A 16,716-nucleotide genomic window follows, 5' to 3' on the forward strand; every position below is an offset into this window, starting at 1 on the left:
TGTTCCCTTTACCTTCAAACAAACGGCGCGTACCGCGCGCCTTCATTTCGCTTCGTCGACGGCCACTTCGATCAGATGCCGCTCAGCATCGAGCATCGGCACCGTCAGCCGCATCGTCTGCTTCACACGGCTACCTTCCGGCAACCGTGCAATCTCGTCGTCCGGGTGTACGCCCTTCATTGCCCAGATCGATCCGCCCGGCGCAACCAGATGTCGAGCAAGTTTAACGAAGTCGGACAGATCAGCGAAGGCGCGGGATACGATCATGTCGAATTTTTCCGGCACTTCGACGCCCGGCTGCAGCGATTCGACTCGCCCGGTGACCACCGACAGGTTCGCGAGCTTCAGCTCCGCGCGCATCTGCGTCTGGAATGCCGACTTCTTCTGCACGATATCGTTCAGTGTGACCTGCCAGTCCGGCTCGACGATCGCCAGCACGATCCCGGGCAACCCGCCGCCCGAGCCGACGTCGAGAACGCGGGCCGACGCACGGCCACGCAGATGCGGGACGATCGAAAGCGAATCGAGGATGTGCTGGATCAGCATCTGCTTCGGGTCGCGGATCGCGGTCAGGTTGTAGACCGCGTTCCACTTGCCGAGCAGCGCGACATAGTCGAGCAACTGGTTGCGTTGTGCATCCGTCAGTCTGAGGTCGAGCGCCGTCGTGCCGTCGACGAGCATCCCTTCCAGTACGTCCCGATTAACCGCCGGCGCGCGACGCGCCGTCATTGTTGCGTCGGGACGGCGCCGTCCCCCTGCTCCGTTGCCTCTGCGGCAGTACCATTACGGCGGCCCAGGCCGCGGCGCTTCAGGTGCACCATCAGCAGCGAGATCGCCGCCGGCGTGACGCCCGAAATGCGCGACGCCTGCCCGATCGTTTCCGGCCGGAACTCGTTGAGCTTCTGGCTCACCTCGAACGACAGGCCACGAACTTCGCGGTAATCGATACCGTCCGGCAGACGCGTGTTCTCGTTCGCGTCGTTACGTTCGATCTCGGATGCCTGGCGCTCGATATAACCCTGATACTTGATGCCGATCTCGACCTGCTCCTTGATCTGTTCGAGCAGCACCAAATCATCGGTCAACGGCTCGGCCGGGCCGCATTCGCCGCCCTTCAGGCCGCACACGCCGTCGTAGCTGACGCCCGGACGGCGCAGCAGCTCGGCGAGGCTGTATTCGTGATCGATCGCCTTGCCGAGCAGCGCGGTCGCCTCTTCCGGCGGCAGCGTCTTCGGCGTGACCCACGTCGACTTCAGGCGTTCGGTTTCACGTGAAACAGCGTCGCGTTTCCGGCTGAATGCGTCCCAACGCACGTCGTCGACGAGGCCCAGTTCGCGGCCGATCTCGGTCAAGCGCATATCGGCGTTGTCTTCACGCAGGCTCAAGCGATATTCGGCGCGACTCGTGAACATCCGGTACGGCTCGGCCACACCGCGCGTCACGAGATCATCGACGAGCACGCCAAGGTATGCCTGGTCGCGGCGTGGGCACCATGCGTCCTTCTCCTGCACGTAGCGGCCCGCATTGAGGCCGGCCAGCAGGCCTTGCGCGGCCGCTTCTTCATAGCCGGTCGTGCCGTTGATCTGGCCCGCAAAGAACAGCCCGTTGATCGCCTTCGTCTCGAGCGATGCCTTCAGCGCGCGCGGGTCGAAGTAGTCGTACTCGATCGCGTAGCCGGGGCGCAGGATATGCGCGTTCTCGAGGCCGCGCATCGAATGCACGAGCTCGAGCTGGACGTCGAACGGCAGGCTTGTCGAGATTCCGTTCGGGTAGAACTCGTTGGTCGTCAGCCCTTCCGGCTCGAGGAAGATCTGGTGCGATTCCTTCGATGCAAACCGGTGGATCTTGTCCTCGATCGACGGGCAATAACGCGGCCCGACGCCTTCGATCACGCCTGTATACATAGGCGAACGGTCGAGACCGCCGCGAATGATGTCGTGCGTGCGCTCGTTCGTATGCGTGACCCAGCACGGCAACTGCTGCGGATGCTGCTCTGCACGGCCCAGGAACGAGAACACGGGGATCGGATCGAGGTCGCCCGGCTGCTCGTCCAGCTTCGAGAAGTCGATCGTTCGGCCGTCGATACGCGGCGGCGTACCGGTCTTCAGGCGGCCCTGCGGCAGCTTCAGCTCCTTCAGGCGCGACGACAGCGACACGGCCGCCGGATCGCCCGCACGACCGCCCGTGTAGTTGTTCAGGCCGACGTGGATCTTGCCGTCGAGGAACGTACCGGCCGTCAGCACGACTGCGCGAGCACGGAAGCGGATGCCGATTTGCGTGACGGCGCCCACCACGCGGTCGCCTTCGACCATCAGGTCGTCGACGGCCTGCTGGAACAGCCACAGGTTCGGCTGGTTCTCGAGCCGGTGGCGGATCGCGGCCTTATACAGGATGCGGTCGGCCTGCGCACGCGTCGCACGCACGGCCGGGCCCTTCGACGAATTGAGGATCCGGAACTGAATACCGCTCTCGTCCGTCGCGGCGGCCATCGCGCCGCCCAGCGCGTCGACTTCCTTGACCAGATGGCCCTTGCCAATGCCGCCGATCGACGGATTGCAGCTCATCTGCCCGAGCGTTTCGATGTTGTGGGTCAGCAGCAGCGTCTTCGCGCCCATTCGGGCGGACGCCAGCGCCGCTTCCGTGCCGGCGTGACCGCCACCGACGACGATGACGTCAAATTCTGTGGGAAAAAGCATGGTGGATTCCGTACGCAGGGCTGCGCACGAACCTATCAGAGAAATGTATGGGCCGAATTATAGCGGGTTCGCTTTTCACTCGAAGGCCGTCCGAATGGTAGGGTCCGTTCATTTCGTCATTTTTTCGACTGCGGATGAATGAATTCGTGGGGTCGCGCCTTCTCCAGCAAGGCTCCCGGCCGGGATGACGCATATCGTCGTGGCTGTGCAAAAAACAGAGCAGCGGGGAAATAGCCCGCAGAGGACAGACCGACATCGATTCCTGTGGCCGGCACGACAGCCTTGGCGCCAGATCCTGTGCCCCCGCCTCCTCACCGACTTCCCTGTTGTTGGTCCGGCACTTATCCCCGAGATTCGGCACATCGTCAGCCTGTGCAGAGATCCATGCACCAGGAATCCAGCCTGTGGAACACGCGGCCACCCACTCCCGAGCGAGACACTGGATCGTCACCCGCTCTGTGGACGCGTTACCCACCGCCGCCACACAGAACTTCCGACTATTCCCCGGATACTTATCCGCTGGCCGCGAACCACCGGCCATCGAGACATTGCTCCAACCCCACAAACAAAAACGGCGTGTTTCACGTGAAACACGCCGTCCGTTTCCCGCCAACCGCCGCGACTATCAAGCCGTCTTCTTCGCCAACCCGAGGTACGTTTCGATCACGCGCGGATTCTGCGCAAGTTCGGCCGCCGGCCCTTCCAGCGCAAACTCGCCCGTCTCCAGCACATAACCGTAGTCGGAGATCTGCAACGCGGCCCGTGCGTTCTGCTCGATCAGCAGCGTTGCAACGCCCGTACCGCGCAACGCACTGATGATATGAAAGATCTCCTTCACGATCAGCGGCGCGAGCCCAAGGCTCGGCTCGTCGAGCATCAGCAGGTCGGGCTTGCCCATCAGTGCGCGGCCGACCGCGAGCATCTGCCGCTCGCCGCCTGACAGCGTGCCGGCCGCCTGTTTGCGGCGCTCCTTCAGCCGCGGAAACAGCGCGAACACGTGATCGAGCTGGTCGAGAAAGTTCAATTCACCGGCCTGCTTGCGCCGATACGCGCCCAGCACGAGGTTGTCCTCGACCGTCATCGTGCTGAACAGCTCGCGCTTTTCCGGTACGAGGCACATCCCGCGCGCGACACGCTGCTCGACCGGCAACGCGCCGACGTCGTTGCCGCGATACACGACCGCGCCCGACGCATGCCCGGTCACCGGCAGCGCGCCCATGATCGCGTTCAGCAGCGTTGATTTGCCTGCCCCATTCGGGCCGATCACGCTGACGATCTGCCCGGCACCAACCTTGATCGCCGCGCCGTGCAGCGCCTCCACTTTCCCGTACCGGACTGCCAGCCCGCGCACGTCGAGAATCGGCATCGTCGTGTCCGTCATCACTCCACCCCGCCCAGATACGCTTCGAGCACCGCCGGATCCTGCTGCACGTCCTGCGGCAGACCTTCCGCGATCCGCGTGCCGAATTCCATCACCACCAGCCGGTCGGTGAGGTTCATTACGAAGTCCATGTCATGCTCCACGAGCAACACACTCATGCCTTCCGCCTTCAACCGCCGCAGCAGGTCGGCGAGCTGCTGCTTCTCCTGGTAACGCAGCCCGGCGGCCGGCTCGTCGAGCAGCAGCAGCGTCGGGTCGCAGCACAGTGCGCGCGCGATCTCGAGAATCCGCTGCTGGCCGAGCGCGAGGCTGCCTGCTTCGTCGTACATGTGCTTTTCAAGCCCGACGCGACGGATCTGGCGCGCAGCTTCGGCCAGCAACTGCGCTTCCTCGTGTGCATTGAGCCGCGCGACGCTGCGCCAGACCCCCGTATGGCCGCGCAGATGCGCGCCGATCGCGACGTTCTCGAGCACCGTCATCGCCGGCAGCAGCTTCACGTGCTGGAACGTGCGACCGATGCCGCGCCGGACGATCTGGCGCGACGTGAGCCCGTCGATGCGCTCGCCGCGGAACGTGATCGCACCGCCTGTCGGCTTCAGCACGCCCGTCACGAGGTTGAACGTGGTCGACTTGCCGGCGCCGTTCGGGCCGATCAGCCCGATGATCTGCCCTGCTTTCACGTCGAAGCTGACGTCGTTGACGGCCACGAGCCCGCCGAACTGCTTGCGTGCGTTGTCGACGACGAGCAGCGGCTCGCCGGCCGCGGGCTTCGCGCGCTGCGGCAACGGATCGGCATGCTCCGGCACATGCGCGCGCGGCCCGCGCGGGAACAGCCTCGCGACGAACGGCCAAACGCCCTGGCGCGCGTACTGCAGCAGCAGCACCATCAGCACGCCGAACACGATGATCTCGAAGTTGCCTTCGGAGCCGAGCAGCTTCGGCAGCAGCGTCTGCAAATAGTCCTGCAGCACGGTGAGGATTGCCGCGCCGAGTACCGCGCCCCAGACATGCGACACGCCGCCGACCACGGCCATGAACAGGAATTCGATCCCGTGGTTCAGGCCGAACGGGGTCGGGTTCACCGCGCGTTGCAGGTGCGCGTACAGGAAACCCGACACGGCTGCGAGCACGGCCGCATAGACGAAGATCACAACGCGCATCCACGCGGCGTTCACGCCCATCGCCTCGGCCATCACGCCGCCGCCGCGCAGCGCGCGGATCGCACGGCCCGGCCGGCTGTTCAGCAGGTTCTGCACCGACACGATCGCGGCCAGCACGACGGCCCAGATCAGGAAATACAGGCTGCGGCCGCTGTCGAGGGCGATGCCGAACAGGTTCAGCGCCGGAATCCCGTTGATCCCGTCGTACTTGCCGAGCAGTTCGAGGTTGCCGAACAGGTAGAACAGCGCGAGACCCCACGCGATCGTGCCGAGCGGCAGGAAGTGCCCGGACAGCCGCATCGTGACCGCGCCGAGCACGAGCGCGACGAGCGCCGTCAGCACGACGCCGACGATCAGCGCGAGCCACGGCGACACGCCGTAGCGCGTCGTCAGGAACGCGGTCGCATATGCGCCGATGCCGACGAACGCGGCCTGCCCGAAGCTCGTCATCCCGCCGACGCCCGTCAGCAGCACGAGTCCGATCGCGACGATCGCATAGAGGCCGATGTAGTTGAGCAGCGTGATCCAGTACTCGGGCACCTGCAGCGCGCCGGGCAGCACCGGCAGCGCAAACAGCACCACGAGAAACACCCAGAAGGTCTTGTTGCGTACCATCGTCTTCATCGCGTCACTCCTCTTCCTCTTCCGAGTGCGGCGTCACGAAGCTGCGCCACAGCAGCACCGGAATGATCAGCGTGAACACGATCACCTCCTTGTATGCGCTCGCCCAGAACGACGAATACGATTCGAGCACGCCGACGAGCAGCGAGCCGGCGGCCGCGAGCGGATAGCTGACAAGCCCGCCGATGATCGCGCCGACGAAGCCCTTCAGGCCGATCAGGAAGCCCGAGTCGTAGTAGATCGTCGTCAGCGGGCCAACGAGGATCCCGGACAGCACGCCGAGCCCCGCCGCGAACGTGAACGCGAGCCGCCCGGCTTCGGTCGTGCCGATGCCGACGAGCTGCGCGCCGAGCCGGTTCACCGACGTCGCACGCAGCGCCTTGCCGGCGATCGTGCGGCCGAAGTACACGTAGAGCGCACCGATCAGCACGAGTGCCGTGACGACGACGAGGATGCTCTGCACCGACACCGTCATGTTGCCGATCGACAGCGACGCGTCCGAGAATCCGTTGGTGCGCGAGCCTTCCGCGCCGAACATCACGAGCCCGAGGCCGACCATCGCGAAATGGACGGCGACCGACACGATCAGCAGCAGCAGCGTCGTGCCCTCGGCGATCGGCTGGTACACGAGCCGGTAGACGAACGGCCCCATCGGCACGACGATCGCGAGTGTCAGCGCGATCTGCGCGAGCATCGGCATCGGCTGCACAGCAAAACTGCGCGTGATCGCGAACACCGCGAGCGGCAGCAAGATGTAGCGGCTGCCGAGCGTCGCGAGCGTGCGGCCGAGCTGATGGCGGCGTTCGCGATGCCGGATCAGGCCGCCAACTTCGAGCAGGAAGCACGCGATGCCCATCACGAACAGCAGCCAGCAGGTAGCGGGGAATTTCTGCGCCTGCAACGCCGCAAGCGTCAGCGCACCGTAGGCGACGAATTCGCCCTGGGGAATGAAGATCACCCGCGTAACGGAAAACACCAGCACGAGCGCCAGCGACAGCAATGCATAAATGGCGCCGGTCGTGATGCCGTCTTGCGCGAGGATCGCCGCAATCGAGAGATCCATACGTGTCTTGTATCGAGAATGCTGCGGAAAAACGGCGACGGGAACGGCCGGTTGCACGGACGGCAAGATCGGCACGTCAGCGCGCCACGCGGCGAACCCCGGTGGTTCCATGCGGCACGGGCGCGGCCCGTCAGGCCCGGCGCCCTGCCGACGGCGTGCACGGCGCGGTTCGCGCCGCGCACGCCGGTTTCACGTGATGCTTACTCGGCCTGCAGCTTCCACTTGCCGTCGACGATCTGCACCATCACGCGCGCACGCGTGTCGAAGCCGTTGTGATCAGTCGACGTCATGTTGATCACGCCGTGCGACACCGGCAGGTCCTTCACGCTTTCGAGCGACGCGCGCAGCGCCTCGCGGAATGCCTCGCTGCCCGGCTGGCCCTTCTTCAGCGCTTCCGGAATCGCGCGCTGCAGCAGCAGCCCCGCATCCCACGCATGGCCGCCGAACGTCGCCAGCGAGCCCGCGCCATAGGCCTTCTCGTATGCGGCCTTGTAGCCGAGCGCCGCCTTCTTCACCGGGTTCGAATCCGGGAGCTGGTCGGTCACGAGCACCGGACCGGCCGGCAGGATCTCGCCTTCGCAATCCTTGCCGCATACGCGCAGGAAGTCGTTGTTCGCGACGCCGTGCGTCTGGTACACCTTGTTGCCCTTGTAGCCGCGCTCCTTCAGCGTCTTGGCCGGTAGCGCGGCCGGCGTGCCCGAACCAGCGATCAGCATCGCATCCGGATTCGAGCCCATCAGCTTCAGCACCTGCCCCATCACCGATGCATCGGTGCGGTTGAAGCGCTCGTTCGACACGATCTTGAGGCCGTTCTTCTCGGCCGCCGCGCTGAACGTCTTGTACCAGCTGTCGCCGTACGCATCGGCGAAGCCGATGAAGCCGACCGTCTTCACGCCGTGCTTCGCCATGTAGCCGGCGATCGCGTCGGCCATCAGCTGGTCGTTCTGCGGCACCTTGAACATCCACGCGCGCTTTGCGTCCATCGGCGCGATGATCTGCGCGCTCGCCGCGAGCGAGATCGTCGGCGTCTTGCCCTGCGACACGGGGTCGAGCATCGCGAGCGAATTCGGCGTGACGGACGAACCGATGATCGCGTCGACGTGGTCTTCGTCGATCAGCTTGCGCACGTTCTGCACCGCGCGGCTCGTGTCGGACGCATCGTCGAGCACGATGTACTGCACGCTCTTGCCCGCGATTTCCTTCGGCAGCAGCGCGATCGTGTTCTTTTCCGGAATCCCGAGCGAAGCGGCCGGCCCGGTGGCCGACAGCGTCACGCCGATCTTCACCTGCGCCGACGCCGTGGCCGCCGCGCACACGAGGCCCGCGGCAAGCACGGCCTCCATCCATCGATTCATCTTCATTTATGTTGTCTCCAAACGCTGCTCGAAAAATCCGCGGGTCGCTCGGGCGGCTCCCGTTTCCCAAACAAGTTAATAATTTAACTATCTCGTCTTGCCGCGCCTACGCTCGTTTTCCCGTGAAACGCCGCCACCGCGACAGGATCCCGACGGCGCGGCGCGGCGCGTGCGCGTACATCGCGGCCGACACGTTTGTTCGACCGTCACGATGCGCAGCACCAGTGTCGTCAGGATGAAGAAGGCGAAGAAATGCGGGAGCGTGCGCGAGATCGATGCGCGCGCAACGATCATCGGAAAGTGCGCCGGCCGGGCTCGGTCCGGCCACGCGCGGCGGCGGCGAAAGATCGGAAAAGCGGCGGTTCATGCCGAAACGGGTGCGAGCGCAACGACCGGCGAAGGCGCCATGCCGGCGAATTGCGCAGGAACGCGCGTACCGGCCGCAGGACGGCTCGGAAAGGCCGGGAAGTACCGATGCGCACCCAATGACGAACGAGCGGCGCCAGCCGCCCTTTCTGCCCCGATCCATCGTCCTGCGCTGCTCATCCAACCGTACTCCCTCTTCTGCATTGTGCTTGTAGGAGAACTGCCGACCGATTTTCCCGACCGCGCGGTCGGCGAAAGCCAAGTGTAACGGACGCGTTTCGCGCACGCCAACCGGGTAAGCCCGGACGGCCTGCGCATCGCAACGCGCCATCTACGACCGGATTGCGGGAAAGGGAAAAACGGGGGACGCGGCGAAGCGCGGAAAAGACGCGGTGCGAACGCAAGCGCGGAATACGGCAATTGCGCAGGCCGATGCACCATCGGTGGAAATCCGTGCACGCAAATGAAAAAGCGCTGTTGGATTCCGTCCAACAGCGCTTTGGGGTCCGGGCACTTTGTGCCTCGATTGTCTCCTCGTTCTCCACCTGCAAATTCGTTTCGCGGTGCATCAGAACTGAAATGAATCTTAAAGAGGCTTAAGCACCACGGCAACTTAGCATTTACCCCTATGGTGCATCGCCGCACGAAAATGGGGCACCAGCCTGCCGCGCGGCACCGTCTCGAGCCCGCTGCGACGCCGTTCCGGAGCGCGCCGGATGGTGCTTCGCATCAACGTGCCGCGACGCGCGCGGCATGCGCTCAGGACGCCCTGAGCGGCTTGATCCGCGCGACCATCTCGCCGACGATGCCGCGCCGGAACGCGAGCACGCACGCGATGAAGATCAGCCCGGTGACGATCGTCGTCGATTCGCCGAGCGAATGGAACCACGCGACGCCCGTCGTCGACGCGAGCCATTCGCCGATGTCGCCCAGCCGGTCTTCCAAAGCGACGATCAGCGCCGCGCCAAGCAACGGCCCGAACAGCGTGCCCATCCCGCCGACGAGCGTCATCAGCACGACGAGGCCCGACATCGTCCAGTGCGCATCGGAGAGCGTCTCGAAGCCGAGCACGAGCACCTTCAGCGAGCCGGCCAGCCCCGCGAGCCCGGCCGACAGGATGAACGCGAGCAGCTTGAAGCGGTCGGTGTCGTAGCCGAGCGAGATCGCGCGCGCCTCGTTCTCCTTGATCGCGACGAGCACCTGCCCGAACGGCGAATGGACGACCCGCACGATGAACGCGCACGCGACGACGACCACCGCCAGCACGACGTAGTACAGCGCGACGTCGTTCGACAGGTCGAGCAACCCGAACAGGTGGCCGCGCGGCACGCCCTGCAGGCCGTCCTCGCCGTGCGTGAACGGCGCCTGCAGGTAGATGAAGTAGACCATCTGCGCGAACGCGAGCGTGATCATCGCGAAGTAGATGCCCTGCCGGCGGATCGCGAACAACCCGACGACGAGCCCGAGCAGCGTCGCGGCGACGGTGCCGACGAGCACGCCGAGCTCCGGCGTGAAACCGAGCGTCTGCATCGAATAGCCGGTCGCGTAGCCGGCGGTCGCGAGGAACATCGCATGGCCGAACGACAGCAGCCCCGTATAGCCGATCAGCAGGTTGAACGCGGCCGCGAACAGCGCGAACGTGAGCACCTTCATCACGAAGACCGGATACGCGCCGATGAACGGCGCGACGAGCAGTGCGGCGAGCAGCACGCCGTAGAGCACTTTTCTCTGCATCATTTTTCCTTGCCGAAGAGGCCCGCCGGGCGGAACAGCAGCACGATCGCCATGATCACGAACACGACGGTGGCCGACGCTTCGGGATAGAACACGCGCGTGAAACCCTCGATCACGCCGAGCATCAGGCCCGTGACGATCGAGCCGAGGATCGAGCCCATCCCGCCGATCACGACCACCGCGAACACGGTGATGATCATCGGCTGGCCCATCAGCGGCGACACCTGGATCACCGGCGCGGCCAGCACGCCCGCGAACGCGGCGAGCGCGACGCCGAAGCCGTAGGTGAGCGTGATCATCATCGGCACGTTCACGCCGAACGCCTCGACGAGCTTCGGGTTCTCGGTGCCCGCGCGCAGATACGCGCCCAGGCGCGTCTTCTCGATCACGAACCACGTCGCGAGACACACCGCAAGCGACGCGACGACGACCCACGCGCGGTAGTTCGGCAGGAACATGAAGCCGAGGTTGGTCGCGCCGGAAAGCTGCGACGGCACGTCGTACGGCTGGCCCGACGCGCCGTAGATCGAGCGGAACACGCCCTCGACGACGAGCGTCAGGCCGAACGTCAGCAGCAGCCCGTACAGGTGATCGAGCTTGTACAGCCAGCGCAGCATCGAGCGCTCGATCGCGATCCCGAACGCGCCGACGACCAGCGGCGCCAGCACGAGCATCGCCCAGTACGGCAGCCCGAGATACGACAGCCCCATCCACGCGAGCATCGCGCCCAGCATGAACAGCGCGCCGTGCGCGAAGTTGATCACGTTGAGCAGCCCGAAGATCACCGCGAGCCCGAGGCTCAGGATCGCGTAGAACGAGCCGTTGACGAGCCCGAGCAGCAACTGGCTCAGCATCGCCGGCAACGGAATGCCAAAGATTTCCATCGACTTAGCCATCAGAATGAGTTTTCGTTGCGTGCGCAACCTTTCTGCATTGCACACGCGGGCGGCGCAGCGGGCACATCGCTGCAGCCGCCACCGCGCGGCGCGCCCCTGCGCGCCGCTACGTCGCGCTTACTTCCACATCGCGCAGCGCGTTTCCTGCTTGGTCGTGAACGCCTGTTCGCCCGGAATCGTCGCGAGCACCTTGTAGTAGTCCCACGGCTCCTTCGATTCGGACGGCTTCTTCACCTCCATCAGGTACATGTCGTGGATCATGCTGCCGTCCGCGCGGATGTAGCCCTTCGCGTAGAAGTCGTTGACCTTCGCCTTCTTCAGCTCGGCCATCACCTTGTCGGAGTCGGTCGTGCCGGCTGCCTGCACGGCCTTCAGGTAGGTCGTCACCGACGAATAGTCGGCCGCCTGCAGGCTCGACGGCATCTTCTTCATCTTGCCGAAGTAGCGCTGCGCCCACTGGCGCGATGCCGCATCGCGGTTCCAGTACCAGCTGTCGGTCAGCACGAGGCCCTGCGTCGTCTCGAGGCCGAGGCTGTGCACGTCGTTGATGAACATCAGCAGCGCGGCGAGCTTCATCGTCTTCGTGATGCCGAATTCCTTCGCGGCCTTGATCGCGTTGATCGTGTCGCCGCCCGCGTTCGCGAGGCCGAGAATCTGCGCCTTCGACGACTGCGCCTGCAGCAGGAACGACGAGAAGTCCGACGCCGACAGCGGGTGCCGCACGTAGCCGAGCACCTGGCCGCCGTTCGCCTTCACGACATCCGACGTGTTCTTCTCGAGCGCCTTGCCGAACGCGTAGTCGGCGGTCAGGAAGAACCACGACTTGCCGCCCTGCTTCACCACCGCCGAACCGGTGCCCTTCGCGAGCGCCATCGTGTCGTACGCGTAGTGGACCGTGTACGGCGTGCACTGCTCGTTGGTCAGCGTGTCGGCGCCCGCGCCGATGTTGATGTAGACCTTCTTCTTCTCGGCCGCGACCTGGTTCATCGACAGCGCGGTGGCCGAGTTCGTGCCGCCGACCAGCAGGTCGAGCCCGCCGCGGTCCATCCATTCACGTGCCTTCGATGCGGCGATGTCGGCCTTGTTCTGGTGATCGGCATAGACGACCTCGATCGGCTTGCCGAGCACCTTGCCGCCGAAGTCGGCGACCGCCATGCGGATCGCCTCGAGGCCGCCCTGCCCGTCGATGTCCGCGTAAAGCCCCGACATGTCGGTGATGAAGCCGATCTTCACGGTATCCGCGGCATGCGCGGCGCCGGCGGTGAGTGCGGCGGTCGCGAGCGCGAGACAGGCGTGTGCGAGGGTCTTCATTTTCATTGACGTCTCCTGTTGTTCTGATGCGTTGTGGTTGTTCGAGGGCCGCCACGGCTAGCGGCAAGGGAAACGGGGCGGCGTCATACCCCAAGCAGGTCGTGCAGGGTCGGCATCTTGCTTTCCAGTTCGGCCGCACGGAAATGCTCGACGATACGGCCGTGCTCCATCACGTAGAAGCGGTCGGCAAGCGGCGCGGCGAAGCGGAAATTCTGTTCGACCATCACGATCGTGTAGCCGCGCGCCTTCAACGCGACGATCATCCGCGCGAGCGCCTGCACGATCACCGGCGCGAGGCCTTCGGAAATCTCGTCGAGCAGCAGCAGGTTCGCGCCGGTGCGCAGGATCCGCGCGACCGCGAGCATCTGCTGCTCGCCGCCGGACAGCCGCGTGCCCTGGCTCTGCCGGCGCGACGCGAGGTTCGGGAACATCGCGTAGATCTCGTCGAGCGACATCGCATGCTCGCGCGACCCGATCGGCGGCGGCAGCATCAGGTTCTCCTCGCACGACAGGCTCGAGAAGATTCCACGCTCCTCCGGGCAGTAGCCGATGCCGAAATGCGCAATGCGGTGCGTCGCGAGGCCGATCGTCTCGTTGCCCGCGACCTTGATCGACCCGTTGCGGCGCCCCGTGAGGCCCATGATCGCGCGCAGCGTCGTCGTGCGGCCCGCGCCGTTGCGGCCGAGCAGCGTGACGACCTCGCCGCGGTGCACCGTCAGGTCGACACCGTGCAATATGTGGGATTCCCCGTACCAGGCCTCCAGGCCCGTGATCTCCAGCGCGGGCGTACCGCTCTCGACGCCGCTCAATTCGCGTTCCTCCCGTTCGCTGTGCTTCATGCGTGCGCCCCCGCGAGCGCCGCATCGGCGCTGCCCATGTAGGCCTCGATGACGAGCGGATTCTTCGACACTTCCGCATACGAGCCTTCGGCCAGCACCTCGCCGCGTTGCAGGACGGTGATCGTGTCGGAAATGCCCGCGATCACGTTCATGTTGTGCTCGACCATCAGGATCGTGCGGCCGCTCGCGACCTTCTTGATCAGCGCGGTCACGCGGTCGACGTCCTCGTGGCCCATCCCTTGCGTGGGCTCGTCGAGCAGCATCAGTTCGGGCTCCATCGCGAGCGTCGTCGCGATCTCGAGCGCACGCTTGCGGCCGTACGCGAGTTCGACGGTCGGCACGTGCGCGAAATCGGTGAGGCCGACCTGCGTGAGGAGATCCATCGCGCGATCGTCGAGCCGCTTCAGCGTGCGTTCGCTGCGCCAGAAGTGAAATTCGGTGCCGAGCGCGCGCTGCAGGCCGATGCGCACGTTCTGCAGCGCGGTCAGGTGCGGGAACACGGCCGAGATCTGGAACGAGCGGATGATGCCGCGCCGTGCCACCTGCGCAGGCCGCTCGTCGGTGATGTCGATCCCGTTGAAGACGATCTGGCCGGCCGTCGGTGTCAGGAACTTGGTGAGGAGGTTGAAGCAGGTCGTCTTGCCCGCGCCGTTCGGCCCGATCAGCGCATGAATCGCGCCGCGCCGCACACGCAGGTTGACGCCGTTCACGGCGGTGAAACCCCTGAACTCCTTCGTCAGTCCGCGTGTTTCCAGAATCGTGTCGCCGAGAATCATGTTCCCTTCCGTACGAAGTCAGGCGAAGCACCGGGAAGCGTGGCGCAAGCGGCCGCGAACAGGTCAGCGGATCAGCCGGCTGCCCCCGGCGCCGTGGTACGCCTCGAGGGTGGTCTCCCGCGCCGACGCGTATGCACATTGCGCAACATTGTCGCGCCGTTGGTGCAGTGCAATCATCGGGATTTGCACTTATAGGGCTGGCCGCGATGCCGCATGCGGCCATGCACGGTTTTTCGCCCCGCTTTTTTGACACGTGCATCATCGACTGTTGACCGCCCGCACGGCGCGGCTCGCGTGCAATTAAAAAAAAGCAGCGCGGCTCGCATGGATCTTGCCGTTCGAACCGCCGCAACCGGCATGGCCGCTGCAACGGCACGGCAGCTTGTTTCGCATATCGAATCAGCAGGCGCCCGCATGACGGCCCGCTGTCGCGCGTGTCAGCGTACCGTCACGCGGCCGTCACCGTGGCCTCCGTTCGCACCGGTGTCGCGTCGCGCGCCGCGCGGCGATCGGCACGAATCATGTCGCTCGCGCGCTCGGCGATCATCAGCGTCGGCGAATTGGTGTTGCCCGACGTAATGAACGGCATCACCGATGCATCGACGATCCGCAGCCCCGCGATGCCGCGCACGCGCAGCCGGCTGTCGACTACCGCGCGCTCATCGTCGGCACGCCCCATCCGGCAGGTGCCGACGGGATGGAAGATCGTCGTGCCGACGGCGCCGGCCGCTTCGATCAGTTCTGCCTCGGTCCGATACCGTGTGCCCGGCAGGATTTCCTCGGGACGATAGCGCGCAAGCGCCGGCGCGGACGCGATCCGGCGCGTGAGGCGCAGCGCGTTCGCGGCGACATGGCGATCGTGGTCGGTCGACAGATAGTTCGGCGCGATCGCGGGCGCGATGCCCGGATCGGCGCTCGTGACATGCACGCTGCCGCGCGACGTCGGCCGCAGATGGCAGACGGACGCCGTGAACGCGTTGAAGCTGTGCAGCGGTTCGCCGAAGCGTTCGAGCGACAGCGGCTGCACGTGGTATTCGAGATCGGGGCGCGTGAGTGCGGGATCTTCGGGATCGGATTTCGCGAACGCGCCGAGCTGCGACGGCGCCATCGACATCGGCCCGCGCTGCAGCAACGCATATTCGGCGCCGATCATCAGCTTGCCCCACCAGTGCGCGGACAGCGTGTTGAGCGTGCGCACGCCTTCGACGCGAAACGCCATCCGCAATTGCAGATGATCCTGCAGGTTTTCGCCGACGCCCGGCAGATCCTGCACGACGTCGATGCCGAGCGCCTGTAGCCGCCGGCCGCAGCCGATACCCGACAGTTCGAGCAGTTGCGGCGAATTCACGGCGCCGGACGTCAGCAGCACTTCCGCATGCGCACGCGCGACATAATCGGTGCCGCCTCCGTGATACTCGACGCCGACCGCGCGCCGCCCTTCGAAGATCACGCGCTGCGCCTGCGCGCCGGTGATCACGGTCAGGTTCGGGCGCGCCATCGCGGGCCGCAGGAACGCCTTCGACGTATTCCAGCGCACGCCGCGCTTCTGGTTCACCTCGAAATAGCCGACCCCGGAATTGTCGCCGCGGTTGAAATCGTCGGTCGCCGGAATGCCCGTCTGTTGCGCGGCCTGCGCGAACGATTCGAGGATCTCCCAGCGCAGCCGCTGCTTCTCGACACGCCAGTAGCCGCCGGCGCCGTGCGCGTCGCTCGCGCCCGCATGGTGATCCTCGCTGCGCTTGAAGATCGGCAGCACGCTGTCCCACGACCAGCCCGCATCGCCGGTTTCCTGCGCCCAGCTGTCGTAATCCTCGCGCTGGCCGCGCATGTAGATCATCCCGTTGATCGACGAGCAGCCGCCGAGCACGCGGCCGCGCGGATACGACAGCGCGCGGCCGTTGAGCGCCGCTTCGGGCTGCGTCTTGTACAGCCAGTCGGTGCGCGGGTTGCCGATGCAATACAGATAGCCGACCGGGATATGGATCCAGTGATAGTCGTCCTTGCCGCCCGCTTCGAGCAGCAGTACTTGGATGTCGGGATCCTCGGTCAGGCGGTTCGCGAGCACGCAACCCGCGGTGCCCGCGCCGACGATCACGTAGTCGAATTCGCCTTCGAGCGTGCGTTGAGTAGTCACTGCTTGTCTCCTGTCGATCAGAGTTAGCGCTTCAGCGCTTACTCTGATCCCATGGCGTGGCTGGATGGAGTTAGCGCTTCAGCGCTTACTCCATCCCCACGGCGGTCGACCTGAGTTAGCGCTTTAGCACTTACGCTGGTCCCATGGCGTGGCTGGATGGAGTTAGCGCTTCAGCGCTTACTCCACCCCCACGGCGGTCGACCAACGTTAGCGCTTTAGCGCTTACGGTGGTCCCATGCAAAGCTGTCGACCCGAGTTCGTGCTTTAGCACTTACGCTGGCCCCATGGCGTGGTTGAATGGAGTTAGCGCTTACGCCGGTCCCATGCAAATCTCGTTGTTGTGCGCCGCGCGCTGCGATGCCGCGCATCATTTCCAGCATAGTG

Annotated in this window: 13 protein-coding genes; 1 reads left to right on the top strand and 12 read right to left on the bottom strand. The window is 65.3% G+C overall.

The genetic code is table 11. From position 1 onward, the window contains the following. Positions 1-42: 42 nt before the first annotated feature. From rsmG to AC3WLY_RS29810, 6 genes are all read right to left on the bottom strand, one after another. The gene (gene rsmG, locus AC3WLY_RS29785; protein ID WP_310139259.1) at positions 43-729 is read right to left on the bottom strand and encodes a 16S rRNA (guanine(527)-N(7))-methyltransferase RsmG; all 687 of its coding nucleotides are present in this window, start codon (positions 727-729) and stop codon (positions 43-45) included. Continuing rightward, complete coding sequence (gene mnmG / locus AC3WLY_RS29790) at positions 726-2,696, bottom strand: tRNA uridine-5-carboxymethylaminomethyl(34) synthesis enzyme MnmG (protein ID WP_492309656.1); 1,971 nt, start codon at positions 2,694-2,696, stop codon at positions 726-728. Before mnmG ends, rsmG begins: the two co-directional genes overlap by 4 nt. 625 nt (positions 2,697-3,321) lie before the next feature. Then, positions 3,322-4,077, bottom strand: coding sequence for an ABC transporter ATP-binding protein (locus AC3WLY_RS29795; protein ID WP_425132002.1), 756 nt, complete (start codon positions 4,075-4,077; stop codon positions 3,322-3,324). Further along, positions 4,077-5,861 (bottom strand): branched-chain amino acid ABC transporter ATP-binding protein/permease, encoded by a 1,785-nt coding sequence (locus AC3WLY_RS29800; RefSeq protein ID WP_492309655.1) that lies wholly within the window; start codon positions 5,859-5,861, stop codon positions 4,077-4,079. Before AC3WLY_RS29800 ends, AC3WLY_RS29795 begins: the two co-directional genes overlap by 1 nt. A gap of 4 nt (positions 5,862-5,865) precedes the next feature. Next, positions 5,866-6,921, bottom strand: a complete 1,056-nt coding sequence (locus AC3WLY_RS29805; RefSeq protein WP_175962675.1) for a branched-chain amino acid ABC transporter permease — start codon at positions 6,919-6,921, stop codon at positions 5,866-5,868. A 200-nt stretch (positions 6,922-7,121) separates the two neighbouring features. Beyond that, positions 7,122-8,282 carry an ABC transporter substrate-binding protein gene (locus AC3WLY_RS29810; protein ID WP_492309654.1) on the bottom strand — a complete coding sequence of 387 codons (1,161 nt, stop codon included), beginning with the start codon at positions 8,280-8,282 and terminating at the stop codon, positions 7,122-7,124. A gap of 229 nt (positions 8,283-8,511) precedes the next feature. On the opposite strand from AC3WLY_RS29810, the gene AC3WLY_RS29815 reads away from it, so the two are divergent. Beyond that, a complete protein-coding gene (locus AC3WLY_RS29815) occupies positions 8,512-8,910 on the top strand; it encodes a hypothetical protein (RefSeq protein WP_492309653.1) in 399 nt (132 codons plus the stop codon). A 491-nt stretch (positions 8,911-9,401) separates the two neighbouring features. Here AC3WLY_RS29815 and AC3WLY_RS29820 read toward each other — a convergent pair whose 3' ends face one another. The 6 genes from AC3WLY_RS29820 to AC3WLY_RS29845 form a co-directional block, all read right to left on the bottom strand. Next, a complete protein-coding gene (locus tag AC3WLY_RS29820; protein WP_072442717.1) occupies positions 9,402-10,376 on the bottom strand; it encodes a branched-chain amino acid ABC transporter permease in 975 nt (324 codons plus the stop codon). Further along, entirely contained in the window at positions 10,376-11,260 is an 885-nt protein-coding gene (locus AC3WLY_RS29825) for a branched-chain amino acid ABC transporter permease (protein ID WP_034183825.1), read from the bottom strand. Before AC3WLY_RS29825 ends, AC3WLY_RS29820 begins: the two co-directional genes overlap by 1 nt. Before the next feature lie 129 nt (positions 11,261-11,389). Next, a complete protein-coding gene (locus tag AC3WLY_RS29830; protein WP_072442651.1) occupies positions 11,390-12,589 on the bottom strand; it encodes an ABC transporter substrate-binding protein in 1,200 nt (399 codons plus the stop codon). Between the two features lie 77 nt (positions 12,590-12,666). Then, positions 12,667-13,422: an ABC transporter ATP-binding protein gene (locus tag AC3WLY_RS29835; protein ID WP_492309652.1), complete on the bottom strand. Its 756-nt coding sequence runs from the start codon at positions 13,420-13,422 to the stop codon at positions 12,667-12,669. Further along, the gene (locus tag AC3WLY_RS29840) at positions 13,419-14,198 is read right to left on the bottom strand and encodes an ABC transporter ATP-binding protein (RefSeq protein ID WP_006477266.1); all 780 of its coding nucleotides are present in this window, start codon (positions 14,196-14,198) and stop codon (positions 13,419-13,421) included. Before AC3WLY_RS29840 ends, AC3WLY_RS29835 begins: the two co-directional genes overlap by 4 nt. Positions 14,199-14,646: 448 nt before the next feature. After that, entirely contained in the window at positions 14,647-16,332 is a 1,686-nt protein-coding gene (locus tag AC3WLY_RS29845; RefSeq protein WP_492309651.1) for a GMC family oxidoreductase, read from the bottom strand. Positions 16,333-16,716: the final 384 nt, after the last annotated feature.

Source organism: Burkholderia sp. FW306-1C-G01B (assembly GCF_058781685.1).

Excerpts from the sequence above, each read along its gene's own strand:
- rsmG (WP_310139259.1), bottom strand. The coding sequence starts at position 729 with ATGACGGCGCGTCGCGCGCCGGCGGTTAATCGGGACGTACTGGAAGGG.
- AC3WLY_RS29805 (WP_175962675.1), bottom strand. The coding sequence starts at position 6,921 with ATGGATCTCTCGATTGCGGCGATCCTCGCGCAAGACGGCATCACGACC.
- AC3WLY_RS29840 (WP_006477266.1), bottom strand. The coding sequence starts at position 14,198 with ATGATTCTCGGCGACACGATTCTGGAAACACGCGGACTGACGAAGGAG.
- AC3WLY_RS29825 (WP_034183825.1), bottom strand. The coding sequence starts at position 11,260 with ATGGAAATCTTTGGCATTCCGTTGCCGGCGATGCTGAGCCAGTTGCTG.
- mnmG (WP_492309656.1), bottom strand. The coding sequence starts at position 2,696 with ATGCTTTTTCCCACAGAATTTGACGTCATCGTCGTCGGTGGCGGTCAC.
- AC3WLY_RS29820 (WP_072442717.1), bottom strand. The coding sequence starts at position 10,376 with ATGCAGAGAAAAGTGCTCTACGGCGTGCTGCTCGCCGCACTGCTCGTC.
- AC3WLY_RS29800 (WP_492309655.1), bottom strand. The coding sequence starts at position 5,861 with ATGAAGACGATGGTACGCAACAAGACCTTCTGGGTGTTTCTCGTGGTG.
- AC3WLY_RS29830 (WP_072442651.1), bottom strand. The coding sequence starts at position 12,589 with ATGAAAATGAAGACCCTCGCACACGCCTGTCTCGCGCTCGCGACCGCC.
- AC3WLY_RS29810 (WP_492309654.1), bottom strand. The coding sequence starts at position 8,282 with ATGAAGATGAATCGATGGATGGAGGCCGTGCTTGCCGCGGGCCTCGTG.
- AC3WLY_RS29795 (WP_425132002.1), bottom strand. The coding sequence starts at position 4,077 with ATGACGGACACGACGATGCCGATTCTCGACGTGCGCGGGCTGGCAGTC.
- AC3WLY_RS29815 (WP_492309653.1), top strand. The coding sequence starts at position 8,512 with ATGAAGAAGGCGAAGAAATGCGGGAGCGTGCGCGAGATCGATGCGCGC.
- AC3WLY_RS29835 (WP_492309652.1), bottom strand. The coding sequence starts at position 13,422 with ATGAAGCACAGCGAACGGGAGGAACGCGAATTGAGCGGCGTCGAGAGC.